Consider the following 19,759-nt stretch of genomic DNA (forward strand, 5'->3'; position numbering starts at 1 on the left):
AGTCGTGACATTCCCGGAGAGGGAAACAACATTTATAAACTTTTTTATTTTTTTATTTTTACCAGAAAAAACAAGGTTGAAATGATGATCAGCAAAGCTATTGCGATCCATATGTTCAGATTTATAGCAGGATACTCATTTATGGTGCCTGTATTGCCAATGAGGATGGTGGCCGCCCAGAAGTAGGGCATGCTGTGAAGCTTGTCCCCGTCCATAAGGAGACCGAGCTTCGCTTTGTTCAGGGCTTCGTCTTTTGGCAGGCCCTGCTGCAGGTATTTGTAAAATGACTCGGTGAGCTGGTAAGTGACCTTATCGTCTACCTGCCAGAGATTGGTCAGGCTCGCAGGCACACCGGCTGTCATGAACGCACGGGACATGCTGAAGACACCTTCTCCGCCCGCATAGCGGCCTATGCCTGTATTGCAGGCAGCCAATACGACCAGGTCGGTATTTGGAAAATTCAGTTGCTGGACCTCCGACAAATAAACTGCGGAATCGGCCAGGTAAAGACGTGGCTCCATATTGGCGCTGTCTGCATTTGCATGTGCATAGATCTGCAGCAGCTGGTATTTTGTCAAATTATTTAAAAACCCGGATCTGGAGGCTTCTGCTCCGGTAAGCAGTTTTGACCGCTTAAAGCCCGCTGCAATGTTCATGAGCGACTTGTCGGAGGCTGGCAGGGACGACAGACCGGAGCCGGGCTTATAATTGACAGGTGCTACTCCCAGGAATGTATTCGCATTTCTGCCGGAACTGCTTTTTTTCATCAGTACCCGCATAGAATGGGCATAACTAAAAATGTACCGTTTGGCCAGAAAGCTGGTTTTTGAACCCGCATCTGAAAGCAGCGCATCAAATGGGATAAAATGATTATCCGGTGAAATGACGATCCGTCCGGGACTAATGTCCAAAGGTCTGAACAGCTTCATGTATACTTTATGGGCAAGGAAACAATACCGGTCATAATTTTGATTGAGCAGGGACTGGTTTGCAGATAGCGCAAGCAGTGAACCCACATCTTTGGGATAATCCGGGTACTTTATCCGCATCAGTTTTTGCCCCGAAGGGGAAAGCACAAGTGCATAAATCACCGTGTCTCCTGTAAAATACTCAACCAGCGATTGTTTGTTCGCTTCCAGTTTTTTGAGGACAGCTTTATATGGATATACAGAACGGTCATATTTATACTCATAATAAGCGGGGTATCTCTGTTCCAGGTTCCTGATAAAGCCTTCCCATTTATCCTGGGCCTCACGCCATTGAGCTTTCAACCGTGCGTACTGGCCTGCATTTTGGATCGAAGCCGTTAATTTCTGGCTTAGGGCATAGCTTTTTACCCGCAGCAGCTTTTCCTTGTTCCGGTCTTTTTCTGAAATGTGTTTTTCGGCCGCCGCCCCGCTCAACTGGTCATTGAGCAATACCGCCCTGCTTTTTTCAAAAAAATAGTAGGCTTTTTCCATGTCCTTCAGATAGAAGCAAACAGCGATGCATTGTTCGTACATCTCTTTAGTCTTCTGCCGCCAGACCAGCTTGGATTGCTCTCCGTATTGCTTCCAGCGCATCACGTCTACAGCATGGTCAGCCACTTCAAAAGCTGCCAGCGCCAGTTTCAGATCCTCCTGATGTCCCGATTGCTTATAACGTTCGAGCAGGGCGCTGCCCTTGTTCGCTACGATAGTCGTTACGAAATAATCATTAGAGACCAGGTTTAGCATATTTACACTCAGATTTGCTTTCAAAGAAGAATCGGTGAAATTCAAAGGCAGTACGTTCAGCGCTTTCTGGTAGTAGCTGAGCGCCCGGCTATATTTTCTTTCCTGCCCATAAACTACCCCTATATTGGAGTATAGGGCGGCCAGCTGGTACAGATCGTTGGTTTTCCTGGCAAGTTTAACACCTTCATAATAACAACGTACCGCCATTGCACCCTGCCCAAGGTCATCTGCATACACACTGCCCAGGTCAAGGAGATCCCGGGCACATTGCTCCAGGTTTCCATTGGCCCTGTTTAGCTCATAAGCTTTTCTGTAATAAATTAACGAAGCTTTTATATCGCCTTTTTTACCGAGCAGATCAGCATAGACTGAATAGCTCGTGGCAAGATGTGATGCGTTAGACTCTGCTTTTTCCAATAAGGCGATCGCCTCTTTCACATTTGCCTCTCCTTCCCGAATGTGTCCCAGTTCGACGGCAGATTGTGCCCTTTGGGCAAGCAAAGGTGCCCTTGCACTCTCATCCCCGGCCTGCTGCGCAAATAACAAACCCTCATCAGCTACTTCTACACTTTTTTGATAATCACCGGCCTGATAATATGCGTAGGCATTTTGTTCAAAAGCCATAAATACAATAAAATACTTGGTCTGAAACTTACTGCCTGCAGCGATGCAGCGGTCAAAATAATAGTGTGATTCCCTGAGCAGGTTCAGCCGTTTGTAAAATATACCGAGATTAAAATAGCTGTTTGCCAAAAAAGAGGGGTCTGCCGCCGCATTGCCTGAGGAATTTACAGCAACTGCTTCCTTGGTGTAAAAGATAGCGCGCTCCTGGTCGTCAGTTTTGCTGTAGTAATCACCGAGCCGGTGTGCCAGCTGGGCATAGGCACTATTTCTGGACCTGCCGCATTTCAAAAATCCGGTCTGCAGCACCTTGAGCAGCTGGACTTTTTTTACGTTAGAAATATCTGTATTGCTGTGTATTGTATTTACCTTCTCTACGAGTTCCGCGTCTGAAATACATTGGGCATGAGCAATTCCTACAGGCATGAAAGTTACCAGTACGAAAACGGTCAAACACAACAACAAACGCTCCATTGATAGATCTATTTCACACAGGAACCATTCTTAATGTGCTTTTTTGCAAGTATAATTTTATTCACGAGTACATTTCCTGTTCCATCATCATTGGGCTGTGCCTGAAGGGCAGACAGGAAATCAGCTTTTTTAATATTGGGTACATAAAGATTCTTTTTACAATAAGCACCTATAATACCACTGGCAATGGCGGTCGCGAATGATGACCCGCTGATAAATTCGGGTGCTCCGCCCGTTTCAAAAGGCAGCTTAAACTTCATCCCGGTACGTGATACCTGGTCAGCCAGTACGCCCAGATCAATAAATTTCCTGGAGTAATTTTGAGTCGGAGTCACCATATTTCCATCCGTGGTGGTCACGGCGATCACACTGTTGGTAGCTGTACTCAGATGTGCAGGGTAAAAATTGTGAATAGCGATATCCCGTAACTGGTCGTCTGTCAGGGTTACACCATATTCCATCTGGTAGATCTTTCTTGCTATGGCATCATCTGCATCGATCTTGTTGCCCGCGGCGGTTACAAACAGGATTCCTTTTTTACGCAGGACACCAGTAATCAGTGTTTTTAAATAAGGAACAGGTATTTCGAAATAATAATAAAACCCCCAGCTGGCATTGATGATCTGCGCACCTTTGGCGATGGCAAAGTTAATGGCACAAATGGTTCCGAAGAGATCGCCTACCCCGTCTTTGTCATGCGTTTTAAGCGGCATGATCTTTACCCCGTTTTCCTTAACATTCTTAAACTGGTTGATGATGTACTGGCTGACGATGCTGCCATGTTTATTGGGATTGTCATCATGATAGACTCCATTGTTTCCGGCAAAATTCCAGCCTTCATGTATATGTTTATAACATTCGGCAGCAACTGTTTTATCGTTTTCTTTCCATAAGTACTGCGGATCTACCAGGTTAGCATCCACACCGGTATCCAGAACGGCTATTACGATCTCCTGCTTTTTCCTCTGCTGGATATTTCCTTTGTCCGGCTTTGCCTCAAATCTCTTTTGGGGGTCTGCAGGAAGGAAATTAAAAAAATTGAGCGAATAGGACTCGCCAACGGTAGTGGAGGCAGGCCCTGAACCTGCTTTAAGCGAATCACCGCTGATCAGGCCGTGGATTCCTTTGGCTGACCAGAGCTGTACTGGTATATCGCAATTTCCGCAGGAACTGATCCTGATCGCATCTGTCTTAAACCCTTGTTTTTTAAAAGATTCCTTGATCAACTGAATGTTTTTTTCTGTGGGCTTTTTCTTAAAAAAGACGAGGATCTGGTCTTTACGGTACGACCTGCTTAGTAAACGCCCGGCTTTCTCACTGCGCTTACTGATCCAAACCGGACCATAATTTCGACTGGGTTGCTGTTGTTTGCTGTTCATGCGAATAGGGTTTTATAATTTTTCTAACCAAACTTTAGCTTCTTTGCTTCCCGCCAGGTCCCGGTCTGCTACCTGCTTAAGATATTTTTTTGCCATCACCCTGTCCCCGTCCTGTCCTCTTTTCATCAATACGACTGCCTTGTAAAACAGTCCCGGATTGACATACAGGTCCATTTTTGCCAGCACATCAAACTGCCTGATTGCATTGCTGTGATCACCGGTCACCAGGTAAGTGATGCCAAGATTTTTGACTGCTTCGGGCCTGGCCGCCGAATCAGTACTCAGTGTCTGAAAGACCTGCAAAGCTTTTTTATATTGCTTTTCATTAAAGGCAGCGATGCCTTGCTGCATGTCTTTTTTGCTTCCTGTCACCCCGCCCATTGTGGTACTCAGTGTGCTAAAGTTTGTCGCCACATATTCCTGTGCCAGATCTTCCGGTTCAGGGCTTCTGAAAAAGATGAGCCAGGTGGCAATCAAACCTATGCAGGCTGCTGCCGCATACCATACAAAATTCTTAAACAGATAGTAAGATTTGCGTCCTTCCGCATTTTTCACCTGTTCACCACCCTTAATTTCTTCATAAAGTCCGGCAAATTCATTTCTTTTTTGCCCGGCCAGTGCTTGCTTCAGGGAATCTCTCATTACTATGTAAGCCGCGACCTCCCTGGCAAATTCAGGATCAGATACACACCTTTCTTCAAACAACGCCCGTTCTCCAGCGGTCAGGGAACCTTCAAAATAGGAAGCGATATAAGACATCAGGTCACTCATTTCACAATATCATTAGTACCCATCATTTTTCTTAGCTTATCCAGACACCTCAGGCGGCTTGTTTTCACTACCTCTGCTGAATTGTATTCCATAAAACCCGCGATCTCTTTATCACTGTATCCATCTTCAAAAAAAAGCAGAACCTGTTTACATTTTTCTCCAAGCTCCTGCAGCTTCTGCATCATATTTCTCCACTCGTCTTTTGCTATGATCTGCTGAATTGCAGTTCTCGCCTTATCGGGAAGCTCAAACACCAGGCTGTCCAGGGCTGTTCCATGATCAGCTTTCCTCTTATTAGTCGTGTCTTTTCTAAAAAGGTCAACACATTTGTTCGAAAAAATCTGGTAGGCATAAGATTTTAAGGCAGAACGCCCTTCAAACCGGTTTGCAATGATCTGATCGATAATGCTGATTATAGTATCGGAGTATGCGCTGGCGGCATCTTCAGCTGTGATGTTATATTTTTTTATGCCATGGCTGATCAGGTAAAAATATCCCTGATACAAATCTCTTTCAAAAATTCGTCTTTGTGACCCACCTCTCTTCAGCCCCTCAATAATTTCAGTATCTGAATGTAAAGCCATTATGTAAACTAATGTACTAGCTAAGTTACAATAATAGTTATATTTTCATAACCAATCTGCATACTTCACCATACCCTCTTAGGCCCTGCCCTTCTAATGACCACATTACCTCTCTGTTTCCGTCCTGATGGTTCTGTTTTACGAAGATTGCTACCTCGTCAAAACCCAAAACTGATCGTGATAAACATCTTTAAAATCCTCTGTATGTCCGCCCTCCAATGCATTCATAAGTTCGGCAAGTGAAGCAGACAACGAATCCTCCAGGTATGGAAATACGACACGTTCTTCATAACGGATATGATCGTTAAGTCTGTCGATCAGCACTTGATATGCATTACGATCGTCTTGTTTCGTAGAATTGAGCTGTTCAATCTGGTTAGCTATCATCTGATGATCCAATTTAGCCTGTTTACATACATCTGCATCAATTTTGTTAAACAACAAGACCTCTTCACTAAAGAAATGGCCCTTCAAATGGCCTTCCCAAAAGTAGTTGAGATAATCCAGCAGCCGGGATGTCTCCACATTTAATTTTAATCCCTGTTTTATTTTCCATGTAAAAAGAAGTCCGAAGTGGTGCTCACGGGATAGTCTTTTTAACGCGTCACTACGCTTAATGGGTCTGCTTTTCATAAATTTTCGTGTTTAAACTATAATTTGACTTCTATAAATCCCGCTCATTAAATCTCTTCAGGGACAATAACAATGGAAACAGGATCCAGAGAAACAGTCCAACAAAAGAAAGTGCAACGCCAATCTCATTTCCAAAAAATTCTCTGAACACAGCCCCTGTGTAGCCCATTAGTGCCGAGATGTCCATTTGCAGTAAGATCTGGATCCGGGCCAAATCAATAGGGTTAAGAAAACTGAAACATACCATTGCCTTTTCCAGCGGATAGTCCTGGAACTGAAACAGGAAAAACAACACAAGAGCATCAAAGATGAGCGAAAAATAAAGCCACAGCAATATAGAAAGCCCTATTCCCTTGGCCTTGTCCCTTGTCATACCAGCCGCCAGCATAGCAATGCTGACAAAAACCACGGTCAGAAACAGGCCCACTGCAATCATCATGAATCCAGTTGAATCGGCATGATACAACAAAATCGGAATCCCGCCGCCAATAAAAAAAGCGAGCGACAATGAGGAAGCTAATCCTCCAAATAAACTGATCCATATAGATTTTCTTTTCAGTGGCTGGCTGACAAGTAATTCTATAAACTCCGAACTATTATAGATATAAATAGTAGAAAAAATAATACAGATAAGGGGCACCAGGATCAATATAATATTCAGCAGGCTCAACAGGCCCTTAGCTGAATTGCTTTCCAGGTTAAACACGCTTAATGATATAAGCAACAATAAAAAAGTATATATCAGCACAATCTTATTCTGTACGATATCTACCACTACATATTTTAGTATTTTCTTCATATCAGAATGGATTGGAACATTAAGACTTGAGGAATAGCCTTTGAAAGTTTATCTTCACCGGTCTCTGCCTTGAGATCATCCAGCTTTTTGTGAAAAGCAAGTTGTCCTTCCTGCATATAGCACACCTCCGTGATCAGGTCATCGAGCTCACTCAGCACATGTGAGGTAATTAATACCAGTTTGCCCTTCTCTTTCTCACTTGCTATCTTTTCTTTAAGTCTTTCTGAAGCCAGCGGATCAAGTCCTGCCGTAGGCTCGTCCAGTATGAGCACGTCCGGGTTAAACAGGAAAGCCAAAGCCGCACTGACCTTCTGGCGTGTGCCACCTGATAATGTATGCATTTTCTTATGCATTAAATCATTCAGGTTAAAACTGCTGATCAGGTCTTCATCCAATATTCTCCGGCTGTCCCTCCTGATGTCCTTCATCATCTCGAAAACATTGGCGATCGTCATATTTTCCGGATACCGGCCTATTTGAGGCATATAGCCAATAAGATTACGGTATTGCCACTGGCCAAGTATGGATTGCCCTTTAAATTCGATGCTTCCGGTGTTGGGCACTACCATTCCCAGGATGGCTTTGATCAAAGTGGTTTTCCCGCAGCCATTTGGCCCTAGTAAAGCAATACACTCACCGCTTTGAAAAGAAAGCGAGATGTCATTTAAAGCTTTTAATTTAACGAAGGTTTTTGTAAGGTCTCTTACAGTGATCATAGCTTGATTTGTTTCATTACAGGTTTATTATCCCTTAAATTTTCAGGGGTTACCCCGGGTAATATCTTTTCTGTCTTATCCAGTAGTCCTACAATCAGGCTCCTGAAGAGCATCAGGGCTGCCGGATTGCTGTCGATGATCATAGAATACATGCTTACCGGATGGTAAGGGATATCGCCCACATTATCTTTATGCAGGTCATAACCTTCGTATTTGTCCCAATAATTGCCTGTAAAAGTATTGAGCACTAAGGAACCGTTAGTGCCTATATCGAATGTGTTTCCCAGGAAATTATTCCGGGTAAAATCATTATTGTCACAGCTTGCCTGAATTTTTACAGCCCAGCCATTACTATTAAAAATGTTTTTATAGAGTTCAATTCTGCTACAACCTTCCATATGCAGTCCAACCGTATTTTTCCTGAAATAATTGCCTGAGATGTCACTGTCGGTAATGTCTTTCAGCAGAATCCCGTAAGCTGCGTCCCCCCAGTTATTTAAAAAATGGTTATTGTACATATGAATATTTTTGCTGTACATGACCGCAACCCCTGCTTCATTTCGCTCGAAAATATTGGAAACATAGGTATTGCGGTTAGAAAACATAAAGTGAATCCCATAACGCACATTTCTGGTGCTTACGTTTCTCCAGATCAGGGAATTTTTGACAAACTCAAAATAAAGCCCGTCACGGTGTCCCTTTATTTTATTCCCTATGATCACCAGGCTGTCCGATCGCCAGCAATGAATACCATTTCCGCTTTGGACCTCATCTTTCCCGTAAGCGGTTATCGAATTGTCCTTTATCGTGCACCTTTTACTGTTCTGAACATACACGCCAAAATTGGTATCCTCTAAAATGTTATTTAACACACACACCTTGTAGCTGTCATAGATCATAATAGCCCCAAGATCCCTGATCTCCGAGCGACCGGTATGCTGCAACCTAAAGCCCTCTATTGTTGCATTACTGGTCTTTACTGAAATGATGGCAAACTCGTTTTCACCATCAAGCACCGGGTAATTAATGCCCTTCAAAGTAATTGATTTTTGAATGATGATGTTTTTCTCCATATAAGTACCGGGATCAACCAGGACAGTATCTCCATTTTGGGAAAGATCAACCGCTTGCTGGATTGACCTTATGCTTTTTGTATACCCGACCCTGATGACTTTAGACTGGGCCGTCATTGCAACAGCACAAATGATTGTCATTACGCTCAGTACCCTTTTCATTTTTCTACAGGCATTAATGTTTCCCACAAGACCCGCTCTCCTTTTAAAGACCGCATAGTTAATTTCAGCTGTTTTTCTGCAGAAAAAGTGGCAACATTACTCCCCATCGGAGACCTTAAATCTTCACTTTTCAGCAAAAAGGCTTTATGTAAATCTATCAATGCATGTGGTGCTTCATAATCCACAGTATATGTACACTGAATATCATCTTTTTTAATCACCTTTTGTTTCAGAAATTCCATCAGGCAGTGAAGATCATCAAACTTATAGATTTTGCCTTTTTTTGTAATCAATTCTGCGCCAAAATGCTTGTCCGCAACCACCATTTTGCAAAAGCTACAGGCATCAGCGCCAACTTTCAATGGTTGTGGTTCAACATTACATGAAGCAACTAGTAAGATTAAGGTTAAAAACAAGAGAATCGGGGTTTTTCCATTTCCATAGCTGAGCTTTTTTTGATGCTTATAGTTTAGAAACATTGCTGCTAGCAGAGCCAATCCTACTCCAATAAAAAGCCACCCTCCTACATCGGGAAAAGAATAAGCGCCAAAATTCAGCAATTGTTTATAGCCAATAAGCGGAGGCTGATAACTCATCCCCGGAACATTTATGGCCGCATTTGGATCCAGGTCATGTCCATATTGGTATTCCCACCTCCAAAAATCGGTCATCGCAACAATACCAAAGATTACAAAAACAGAAAATAAACCCAGAAGCCATTTAAACGTACGCAAGAATATGGCAACAGCGAACGAAAACACCGCAAAAAAAGTAATAAAGTAAGGCAATATGGTGAATTCCACGAAATCCTCTGTGTGGAGTGTCTTCATGCCGATATAATGATTCAGTCCATTGATGATGTCAACATTACCCGCCAGCTTATGAGGATACATTTTTAATACAAGTCCTTCTGGGTATTGCGGTGCCGCCAGTTCTATTTGCCATAAAGGAACAAACAGAACAACAAGTAAAGCAAGCCCGCAAACCAACACGATGATTCTATTTGTGGTGGTTAAATCTGTAGATTTCATAAGTGTAGCATGAGATAAAACAGCCCGGACTATGCCAAAAAGCACGGCCCGAGCTATTGGGTATTATTTTTTCAGTATTTCGTCAGCAGCTTCAGAATTTTTACCAAGACTGAAAGAAATCGGAACCTTTGAGCCTTTTACCGAAACCCGGACATAGCCCTGCATCTCCTGGTGCAAAGCACTACAGAAATCTGTACAATAAATCGGGAATATTCCAGCCTTCTCGGGCACCCATTTAAGCGTTGTGGTTTCGCCCGGCATAACCAGCAGTTCTGCATTTCTATTACCTTTTACCCCAAAACCATGCGGTACATCCCAATCCTGCTCCAGGTTAGTAACATGAAAGTAGACTTCATCCCCGACTTTTACACCCTCAATATTATCAGGAGAAAAGTGTGAGCGCATTGCGGTCATGTAAACATGTACTTTGCTGCCCACTCTTACTACTTTCGAATTTTTCTCGCCCATAGTCACGTAAGGATGCTTGTTTTCGTCCAATCTGAAAATCTTTTGTGAGTTTTTAGAAATCAATTCTGCAGGAACCATTTGGGCGTAATGCGGTTCACCAATAGTCGGGTAATCCAGCAGCAATTTCATCTTATCACCACTAATGTCAAAAAGCTGCGCACTCTGAGAAAGTTCAGGTCCGGTAGGTAAAAAACGGTCTTTAGTGATCTTGTTATAAGCGATAAGGTATTTACCATATGGCTTTCTGGTATCGCCACCAGGAATGGTCAGGTGTCCTGGAGAATAGTAGGTAGACTGCCTATCTAAAACCTTGAGATCTTTAACATTCCATTTTACAATCTCCGAAGAGATAAAGAAAGTGGTGTATGCATTTCCCTTGCCATCAAACTCCGTATGCAAAGGTCCAAGTCCTGGTTTTTTAACCTCACCGTACAAGGCAGCTTCGTATTTTAATACCGGTATGCCACCATAGCTGCCATCATATGTCTTGTTTGCAATGGCATTCTGAATTTTACTGAAAGAAAAGACCGGGATAAGCGCCGCTAATTTTCCGCTGCCCACTATGTATTCACCGGTTGGGTCCACATCACATCCATGCGGAGATTTTGGACATGGTATCATATATACCAGATCCGGAAAGTCTCTGACGTCTATAAGCGTCACTTCTGACTCCATTTTCGAGGTAGCGGTATGTGTAGACTCACTATAAGTATTGTGTACAAAATTGGCTTTAACCTTTTTACCTTCACCCTGTTTCACGTATTCCGCCGCTTTTTTCCAGTTCACTGCAAGGATATAATCCTTATCTCTTTTGGAAGCGTTCACTTCCAATAAAGTGTGGGCTTGTTCGGAATTGTAACAACTAAAGAAAAACCATCCGCTGCTTGGTCCTTTTCCGCTGTGGCTCAGGTCGAAATTCATACCCGGTAACAGCATCTGGAAAGCTATTTTCATTTCGCCGTTTGCAGGGGCAACACTTACAAAACTTAAAGTACCTTTAAAATTCTTTTTATAGGAACTGATCGGCACATCCCCATTTTCATTGTCCATTGGGACACTGAAACGTGTTCCCGCTACTACATATTCCGTATTCTCGGTAATAAAAGGAGAAGAGTGGTTTCCTGCACTGTTCGGGATCTCAATGATTTCAGCAGTCCGAAAGGTCTTTAAATCAATCCTCGCGATACGTGGGGTATTATTCTCATTGGCAAATAGCCAACGTCCATCCAGCTCTCCATTGGTTTGCGAAAGATCAAGATGGTGCTGGTCACCCCATGGAATTTCTCCGTGAGAAGTATTTAACATTGGTTTTGTTTCCTCGCTGTATCCCCAACCTTTTTCCGCGTCTGTTGAAAAAACCGGGATCACCCGCAATAAACGTCCGGAAGGAATACCATAGACGCTTACCTGGCCGCTAAAACCCCCGGAAACAAAATTGTACAGCTCATCGTATTTTCCAGGCGCCACGTAGACCTTACCAGCAGCATCACTACCAATGGCGTCACCTGCGTTTTTTGGCTTGCAGCCAGAAAGGTTCATGAGTAACAGTACTGCTGTGTATGAACATAATATGTATAGAGTCTTTTTCATAAAAATCACATTTAATTTGTTATTTCACACCATCATTTTTCCTGAGGAATTCCAGGATATCTCTCGCATCAGCGTCACTTAAATTTTGATTAGGCATACGTACCATACAGATTTCAAGCATAGCCTGAACCTTTGGATCTTTGTCGATCATCGCATCCGTATTGGTCATAAAATTCATGATCCACTCAGGCTTATGGCGCTTGGTCACACCCGACCAGCCCGGTCCTACCAGCTTTTCGTCAGTAAGCTTATGACAGGAAATGCATTTCAGGTCTGCAATTTTCTCGCCTCTGCCAGCCATAACCCCGTCCAGCCGGTCGCCAACTTTTACATCGGTAAATTTACCCTCACCCCGATTTGGATCGTAAGTGTCGGTACCTGGTGCCTTTGTTTCGCCCGTGGCAGGCTGACCGGAGGTGCCGCTCGCATCAGAATTGCCTTCACTTGCGCATCCGGAAACAAATAAGGCCATTGAAAGTATAAAAAACAGCTTTTTCATAACATGTTGTTGATTTTATTTATGATGTAATGATACGGCTGTAATTCTTTTATTAATATGATTTAAATCATATTAATAAGCGAAAAAACGTGATTCTTATCAAATTACATATAATCCAAATTACCTTAATTCACAATGATTAAAACAGTGAAACATCCATCTCCGCTATTTATGCAAACCATTCAGTTCAACAGTATTAAGTGGATCAGAATTGCCCTGATCAATTTTTTTATCGTCGCCCTGGCAGGCGTCGTTTTACGGTACAAGATAAATTTCCCGTTACCACTGATTAACCAAAAATATTTATTGCACGGTCATTCACATTTCGCATTTGCAGGCTGGGTATCCCTGGCACTAATGGCCTTGATGGTAAATTACCTCATCAAATCCGGACAGACAACCAATTGCAAAAAATACCATTGGATACTCATGGCCAATACAGTTACTGCATATGGTATGCTAATTACGTTCATTTTCCAGGGATACGCAGCGCTTTCCATTGCATTTTCCACGCTATCGATTTTCGTTTCCTATTTCTTCATCTTCTATTGCTGGAAAGATCTGAGATGCATAAAGGAAGGTCAGCATATAACAATCTGGTTTAAATCCGCGCTGATACTTTTAGGGGTTTCTTCAATCGGGCCCTTTGCATTGGCTTATTTAATGGCCAGCCATATCGTTGTTCAGGATCTTTATTTTTCAGCCATTTATTTTTTTCTCCACTTTCAGTACAATGGCTGGTTTATATTTGCATGTCTGGGACTGCTATTCTCCTTACTCAAAGGAGAAAGTCAGCTAAATTTATCAAAGATCAGTAAGAACCTTTTCTATATCCTGGCATTGACCGTTGTTCCCACCTATTTGCTGTCTATCCTGGGACTAAAAGTACCATCCTATTTATTTTGGATTGCAGCGATCTCAGCAGTACTTCAATTGGGTGTACTTTTTTATAATTACAGACTTTTACAAGTAATTCACAACAGCCCTGACATCCGATTGAACAAAATGACAAATTATTTATGGGCACTGGCATATGCTTCATTTTGCCTGAAAATCATTTTACAGAGCTTATCCATTATCCCATATCTTAGTGACTTCGCTTTTAGCCTCAGACCTGTAATTATAGGTTACCTGCATCTGTGCTTTCTGGGTGTTATTTCCTTCTTCATTCTTGGCGTTTTTGTCGAGATCCTGGCAAAAGGAGGCATGGAGTTGAGCAAATCAGGGCTTTTTATTTTTATTCTCGGGGTATTATTGCAGGAAGGTATGTTAATGTTACAGGCTTTCGATGCCATTATATTCCAAACACCATTTAACACAAATATAATTTTATTCCTGAGTGCCATTGTAATGGCAACCGGGCTTGCGAGAATATTCCTGAAAAATAACTTTTAGAAAGCAACAAAAAACCACTGTAATTCGATTACAGTGGTTTCATTCTAACCTGATGATTCTGAGCGTTAATTTGTAGGCATTTGCAATTCCTTCTCAGCCAATAGTGCTTTAGGGAATAAGATATTATTTTCCAAATGTACATGCTTATGCAGATCATTCTCGTACTCATCAAGCTTTTTATACAGAATTGTGTAGGAATTACAAGCGTCCGCCGGTAATGTAAAATCGTTTGTAATTTCCCGTATCGCATGCAATATCTCACCAGCTTGCTCATGCTCCGATTCCATCATATGAATTGGATTGGAAACATTCCCAAAGGCAGTTTCAGGAAGCAATCCTCCATTGCGCTGAACAATGGCCAATTCCTTGATAAAGGGAAAAAGCACCTTTTCCTCCTTACTCAGGTGCAAGATCAGATCCGCACCAACCTCATTAAACAATCTGGCAACCTCAATGGCTTCAGGGTGCTGCTCACCATGTACTCTTGCCACCTTATTTGCCAGTTCCGCAATAAATGAAGTATTGTCCTTTACATATTGGTGATGAGTGTTGATGATATAATCAGTTAAAAATCCGATATCCCATTTCAAATAATCGTTTTCACCAGCCGGTGTGTCACTGTTGATCTGCTCCAGCGCGCTTGTTACCTCCGTCAAATCAATTCCCTTCTTGTCGCAAACCTCTTTGATGGTCTTTTTTCCTCCGCAGCAAAAATCAATACCGAAGCGTTTAAAGACCTGAGCTTTACGGAAGTCCCGGGTTACGATTTCCCCGATTGTCTCTTCCTGTCTGCTGCTTTCATTTTTAGAAATCTTAACTTTCCATAATTCCGGACCATTCTCCAGATATTCCCATGAAAAACCTGTTCCGCGTTCTGCGAGCAGCTGGTAATACAGTGGTTTAGGGTCATGATCATTATAAATTATAAAGGATCCTCCGGGATTTAATCCATCATATATTTCAAAAATCCTGGGATGTTTTAGGCGTGGCTCCAAAGCAGTCACATCTAGTGTGTTTATAGTTTCCATTTTTTTTTATTTTAATTGACCGTATATATTAAGACAAATTTACCCGCAGGGATGTCCGGTCTTTATGATCTCAATCACATTGAAAATAATATTTCTGCTCAATACTAGTACCCTTCCAGTGCCCTTATTCCTTCAGCGGATATGAATTCGTAGTTCCATTCCGGCTCCCAAACAAGGGCGACCTCTGTTATAAAATCAGGAAAATTCCGCTCCATACAATTTTTAACAGCCGATAAAATACTTTCTCCCATAGGACAGAATTTTGAGGACAAGGTCATTTCCAGTACAATGCACATTTTAGCCGCATCGAGTTTTATCCTATAGATCAAACCCAGGTCAACAATGTTGACGTCCAATTCCGGATCAATAACGGTTTTTAAGGCATTTATAAAATCGCCTCTCTTACTGGATAAATGTGACGGAACATCAAATGTGATCATAATCTTCAGTCTTAGTTTTATGCAAAAGCAGGCAAATGATCTGCGTACAGTAACTCAAAGCTGTTATGATGAGGCTACATACACCTATAAATTTCAGCGTAGAGGAAACGAGAATAAAACCTACAGTAAATGCCAGTAAAAACGAAATAAATGCAGCAAACTGGATATATAGCAGTAAGCTATTTATGAGTTCCGCGGGAACTGGGGTTTTAACCTTCCCTGTTAAATGTCCATAATGCTTCAGCCAAACAACAAAGGGCAATGTTTTGAAAGTCTGCCCCAACACCAAAGTACTGATCCATCCCATAAAGACTAGAATTCCATAAAGCATGGACATATTTACTGTAAAGGGATCATTTCTTAAATGGTAATACAATATAAAAGGCAGGATCAATATACCAGCGGTGAGAAAGACAAATGAAAACAAAGTCTTCATCATCGGAAGGTCGACTTCCTTCCGGATACGTGATTTAAAACAACGGAAAATATAAAACAGATAAAAAGACACGCCTGCAGCACCCAGCAGGACAATAAAATAAGTCATAAAACCAATCCCCTGAAAATATCCGTCTATGAGAAACGATAAAAGCGCTGCATTTATAAAATAATAACTTAGAGAAAGGGGATATTTCCTTTGATATTTAGAGACCAGGAACATAGGGACCAACTTTGCGCTGACCCCAACAATGAGCATCAGAAACCATCCCGCAATCCCCATGTGCGCGTGTAATCTGAGAAAGTGCAGGTGATCCTTTTGAAAAAAGGAAAACCGGAAATTAAATACCATTAAAGTACCTAGCAGAGCCGTTAAAGTTAGCCATAGACAAGATGTAATGATAAATTCCTGAAAAATAGACTCCTGCTTTTTATGCTTAACCGTAAAGAAAACATTGACATTAAATAATATAATCCCTGTAAGGACCAGCACACTGCCTGTCTGCATATATAATCCCGGATCAAAAATCCAAAAGCAATAAATAAGGAGAATTATCCCGGGGACAAAGAAAGCCAGGCTGAACCAGGAAAGTCTGAGGCTGTATAATTCCGTTTCCAGTATAACAGGAAGCAATTGATACAATGCACCAAATATGATCATTGTTCCCCATCCTAATGCCGCTGTATGGGTCAGTGCCAGGACCTTTGGCTGAAAATAATGTCCGGATAAAGCTCCAACAGAAAACAAGAGCATTATGGTCAGTGTCAGAAAAAATAAGCCTGCGAGCAAATAATGGGTTACAACAATTTTATAAAGCGGGTTATGATGACTGACAGCGCTCATAGTCCATAAATTAACATATCCACCTCTGTGGCCGATTTATGGTTCAGCAAGAATATTAAATCTTTCTTTTTCAATTCAGGAAGTAGATATACAGGCACTTTCTTATGATAAACGTACAACAACTCACCATCATTCAATGCATTAGCACTTTCTAAGATTTGCATCATTGGCAGAGGCATTTCAAGATGGCGAACGTCTATGTATTTAATTTTTTCATGAGGGAATTGTTGCAATACCATATCAAATGCATGTTGTTCATTAGCCCCATAATCTTCAGATGGCAATTCTGCCAAGACAGTGTCACCATTTGTTTTTTCAAACCAGGTCACTACCAAATCTTTTTCAACGACCTCTGTGTGATGCAGGAAACCTTTATCCGCCAGTAAGCTGATCAAAGGTACTGGCTCAAACGAATTGATGACCTTCAACCGCTCTCCAATACCAGCCCGATTCGCCATCTGAAGAATCTCCCTGAGCGGATCCTTTTTTTGGTTAAGAAAGGTGCGGGCGTCCAGTTCAAGCACTGTTGTCTGATGGTTAAAATCAATGGGGTTTTCTTTTGGTATTATTGGCTCACTGATAGCCTCATCAATAACGAAGCCGATTTGTTGCATACTGGACAGGAAATCTTCAATCTCACATTTACCCATTTTGCAGGCATCGGCGATAGTCACTCGACGCGCCAGCAGATTCTGCAGTATTGGATTCCGCAGTTTGGAAAAATTGCTCTTTAATTTTATAAGACTGTCAATTACCCGGACCTGGTCTTGATCCAACAACACTTTTATCCGCGTATGTGCATTGATTTTCATAAAACAACCTGTTTATTTAGTTTGAGAATTAACCTTTTTATTTTTTCTTCTAAATGCAATTTCGAAAACAAAATAACACAGTGCCAAAATGCCCAATCCAAAAATAGCGTCACCTATGGCCCTAAGCCATTTTAAAGTAACCATTGCCGGTTCCTGCATAAGCTCACTGGAACGCGCATACCACATGCCGTGTTCTATACTGGCTATGGCCTGCCAAATACCGACCGGCAAAAGGCTTAACAGCGCCATCGCCAGCAAACCAATATTTGTGGCCCAAAAGATAAACTTCATCAGTTTTTCATTCCAGACCTCATGCCTGTAAAGACTTCTCAAAACAAACAGCATCAAACCGATACCCAGCATTCCGTAAACCCCGAACAAAGCGGTGTGTCCATGTAGTGGAGTGGTATTCAATCCCTGTACATAATACAACGCGATCGGCGGATTAATGATAAATCCAAATATACCGGCACCCAGAAAATTCCAGAAAGCAACAGCGATCATAAAGTAAATAGGCCATTTGTAATCCCTGATCCAAACTGTGGATTTGGACAGCCTGTAATTGTGATACGCCTCATAGCCGATAAGCACCAGGGGGACAATCTCCAGTGCACTAAAGGTCGCGCCAAATGCCATTACTCCAACCGGGGTTCCCGAAAAGTATAAATGGTGGCAAGTCCCCAGTATCCCGCCTGACATGAAAATAATGGTCGAAAATATTACATTTATAGTGGCGGTTTTAGTTTTCAGCAGACCCAGACGCACAAAGAGAAATGCAATAACGACAGTAGCGAACACTTCAAAAAAGCCCTCCACCCAAAGATGTACCACCCACCACCGCCAGTATTCAGCAATGGCAAGATTGGTTTGCCGTCCCCACATCAGCCCCGCAGCATAAAACATTGCAATTGCCGTACAGGAGATCAGGAACATTACAATCAGATTCTTTTCAGCCGTTTTCTTCCTGAGTACCGGAAGCAAAGGTCTGATCATCAGTGATAACCACAAAAACAACCCGATAAGCAAAAAGACCTGCCAGAATCTGCCCAGATCTACATACTCGTAACCTTGATGGCCAAACCAAAAGTTCTGTATTAAATTGAGCTTTTGCATAACACCCATCCACTGTCCAGCCATTGACCCCAATACGATGATCAGCAGGGCAAAGAATAGAAAATCCACTCCAAACACCTGAAATTTAGGGTCTTTTCCTGATACCGCAGGAGCAATGTATAACCCGGTAGCAAGCCACGCTGTTGCGATCCAGAAGATAGCGAGCTGCGTGTGCCAGGTCCTGGTGACCGCATATGGCAGGAACTGATCCAATGGAATCCCATAAAAACCGTTTCCTTCCACCCCGTAATGTGCCGTGATCACACCCATGATTACCTGCAGTACAATCAGTAAACTGACGACCAGAAAATACTTTTTAATCCGGAACATCGAAGGAGTCATGCCTTGTTTCAAAAGCGGATCTTCAGCCGGTACCTCAAGCGTTTCCTCTTCACCTGATTTCACATGGTAAAAAATCAGCACCCCGATACAGAATATCAACAGAATGATACTTATGCCTGACCAGATCAACAAATTTGATGTCGGCACATTTCCAACCAGTTCCTCAGACGGCCAGTTGTGCGTATAGGATATTTTGGACCCCGGTCTCTCGGTTACCGTCGCCCATGTTGCCCAAAAGAAAAAAGCATTCATTTTATGCATTCTCTGCTGATCCGTTATGGACATTTTAGGAATGGCATAATCTTGGCGTAACTGATCAAATTTCGGATCATCCATAAACAGCCCTTTGTAATAATTGCTCAAATAAACAATAGCTGCGATGCGTTCTTTTGAAATCGTTATGGTATTGGTTTTCTTATCAAAAGTATTTTTTCTGATGTCATTTTGAAGCCTGATCTTCAGACCTGCTTTTTGTTCCTCAGACAGCGCACTGAAACTAGTATTGAAGTCCTTTTTTGCATAATTATCTAAAATAAAGACCGCTTCCCTGTGCAGCCAGTCCGCCGTCCAGTCCGGAGCCACGTAAGCACCGTGTCCCCAGATAGATCCTACCTCCTGCCCACCCATACTTTGCCAGATGTTCTGGCCATCTTTTATTTCTGTCCCGGTAAAAATAGTCTGATGGTCGGCCGAAATGATCCTGGCAGGTACAGGCGGGGCCTGCTGGTAAATTTCATAACCGAAATAGCCCAGTATGGCAAAAGAAATGCTCATTACCAATGCAAATCCTATCCAAAGTTTTCTTTCCCTATTCATTTAAATGCACTTTAATTTA

17 protein-coding genes are annotated in these 19,759 nt (G+C 42.3%); 1 reads left to right on the top strand and 16 read right to left on the bottom strand.

The window, feature by feature from the left end; genetic code table 11:
• Positions 1–44: 44 nt before the first annotated feature.
• The 11 genes from QEP08_RS13265 to QEP08_RS13315 form a co-directional block, all read right to left on the bottom strand.
• Positions 45–2,810, bottom strand: coding sequence for a CHAT domain-containing protein (locus QEP08_RS13265; RefSeq protein WP_285058683.1), 2,766 nt, complete (start codon positions 2,808–2,810; stop codon positions 45–47).
• 8 nt (positions 2,811–2,818) lie between these two features.
• Positions 2,819–4,189 carry a S8 family serine peptidase gene (locus QEP08_RS13270; protein ID WP_285058684.1) on the bottom strand — a complete coding sequence of 457 codons (1,371 nt, stop codon included), beginning with the start codon at positions 4,187–4,189 and terminating at the stop codon, positions 2,819–2,821.
• Positions 4,190–4,201: 12 nt separating this feature from the next.
• Complete coding sequence (locus QEP08_RS13275; protein ID WP_285058685.1) at positions 4,202–4,960, bottom strand: hypothetical protein; 759 nt, start codon at positions 4,958–4,960, stop codon at positions 4,202–4,204.
• Positions 4,957–5,544 carry an RNA polymerase sigma factor gene (locus QEP08_RS13280; protein WP_285058686.1) on the bottom strand — a complete coding sequence of 196 codons (588 nt, stop codon included), beginning with the start codon at positions 5,542–5,544 and terminating at the stop codon, positions 4,957–4,959. Before QEP08_RS13280 ends, QEP08_RS13275 begins: the two co-directional genes overlap by 4 nt.
• 150 nt (positions 5,545–5,694) lie before the next feature.
• Positions 5,695–6,177 (bottom strand): hemerythrin domain-containing protein, encoded by a 483-nt coding sequence (locus QEP08_RS13285; protein ID WP_285058687.1) that lies wholly within the window; start codon positions 6,175–6,177, stop codon positions 5,695–5,697.
• A 31-nt stretch (positions 6,178–6,208) separates the two neighbouring features.
• On the bottom strand, positions 6,209–6,976 hold the full coding sequence (locus QEP08_RS13290) for an ABC transporter permease subunit (protein WP_285058688.1): 768 nt from the start codon (positions 6,974–6,976) through the stop codon (positions 6,209–6,211).
• The gene (locus tag QEP08_RS13295; protein WP_285058689.1) at positions 6,973–7,692 is read right to left on the bottom strand and encodes an ABC transporter ATP-binding protein; all 720 of its coding nucleotides are present in this window, start codon (positions 7,690–7,692) and stop codon (positions 6,973–6,975) included. Before QEP08_RS13295 ends, QEP08_RS13290 begins: the two co-directional genes overlap by 4 nt.
• Positions 7,689–8,927: a nitrous oxide reductase family maturation protein NosD gene (gene nosD / locus QEP08_RS13300; RefSeq protein ID WP_285058691.1), complete on the bottom strand. Its 1,239-nt coding sequence runs from the start codon at positions 8,925–8,927 to the stop codon at positions 7,689–7,691. Before nosD ends, QEP08_RS13295 begins: the two co-directional genes overlap by 4 nt.
• The gene (locus QEP08_RS13305) at positions 8,924–9,958 is read right to left on the bottom strand and encodes a nitrous oxide reductase accessory protein NosL (RefSeq protein ID WP_285058693.1); all 1,035 of its coding nucleotides are present in this window, start codon (positions 9,956–9,958) and stop codon (positions 8,924–8,926) included. The genes nosD and QEP08_RS13305 overlap by 4 nt, the downstream gene beginning before the upstream one ends.
• 63 nt (positions 9,959–10,021) lie before the next feature.
• The gene (gene nosZ, locus QEP08_RS13310; RefSeq protein ID WP_285058694.1) at positions 10,022–12,016 is read right to left on the bottom strand and encodes a Sec-dependent nitrous-oxide reductase; all 1,995 of its coding nucleotides are present in this window, start codon (positions 12,014–12,016) and stop codon (positions 10,022–10,024) included.
• A gap of 19 nt (positions 12,017–12,035) precedes the next feature.
• Positions 12,036–12,515 carry a c-type cytochrome gene (locus tag QEP08_RS13315; protein ID WP_285058696.1) on the bottom strand — a complete coding sequence of 160 codons (480 nt, stop codon included), beginning with the start codon at positions 12,513–12,515 and terminating at the stop codon, positions 12,036–12,038.
• Positions 12,516–12,650: 135 nt separating this feature from the next.
• On the opposite strand from QEP08_RS13315, the gene QEP08_RS13320 reads away from it, so the two are divergent.
• Positions 12,651–13,910 carry a hypothetical protein gene (locus QEP08_RS13320; protein ID WP_285058697.1) on the top strand — a complete coding sequence of 420 codons (1,260 nt, stop codon included), beginning with the start codon at positions 12,651–12,653 and terminating at the stop codon, positions 13,908–13,910.
• 65 nt (positions 13,911–13,975) lie between these two features.
• Here QEP08_RS13320 and ric read toward each other — a convergent pair whose 3' ends face one another.
• The 5 genes from ric to QEP08_RS13345 form a co-directional block, all read right to left on the bottom strand.
• On the bottom strand, positions 13,976–14,938 hold the full coding sequence (ric, locus tag QEP08_RS13325; protein ID WP_285058698.1) for an iron-sulfur cluster repair di-iron protein: 963 nt from the start codon (positions 14,936–14,938) through the stop codon (positions 13,976–13,978).
• Positions 14,939–15,042: 104 nt separating this feature from the next.
• Positions 15,043–15,378 (bottom strand): metal-sulfur cluster assembly factor, encoded by a 336-nt coding sequence (locus tag QEP08_RS13330; protein WP_285058699.1) that lies wholly within the window; start codon positions 15,376–15,378, stop codon positions 15,043–15,045.
• On the bottom strand, positions 15,365–16,657 hold the full coding sequence (locus QEP08_RS13335) for a hypothetical protein (protein ID WP_285058701.1): 1,293 nt from the start codon (positions 16,655–16,657) through the stop codon (positions 15,365–15,367). Before QEP08_RS13335 ends, QEP08_RS13330 begins: the two co-directional genes overlap by 14 nt.
• A complete protein-coding gene (locus tag QEP08_RS13340) occupies positions 16,654–17,469 on the bottom strand; it encodes a DUF2249 domain-containing protein (protein ID WP_285058703.1) in 816 nt (271 codons plus the stop codon). Before QEP08_RS13340 ends, QEP08_RS13335 begins: the two co-directional genes overlap by 4 nt.
• A gap of 12 nt (positions 17,470–17,481) precedes the next feature.
• On the bottom strand, positions 17,482–19,740 hold the full coding sequence (locus tag QEP08_RS13345) for a nitric-oxide reductase large subunit (RefSeq protein WP_285058704.1): 2,259 nt from the start codon (positions 19,738–19,740) through the stop codon (positions 17,482–17,484).
• Positions 19,741–19,759 lie beyond the last annotated feature (19 nt).

The sequence above is a fragment of the Pedobacter ginsengisoli genome (assembly GCF_030244015.1).
In the GTDB taxonomy this organism is placed as follows: domain Bacteria; phylum Bacteroidota; class Bacteroidia; order Sphingobacteriales; family Sphingobacteriaceae; genus Pedobacter; species Pedobacter ginsengisoli.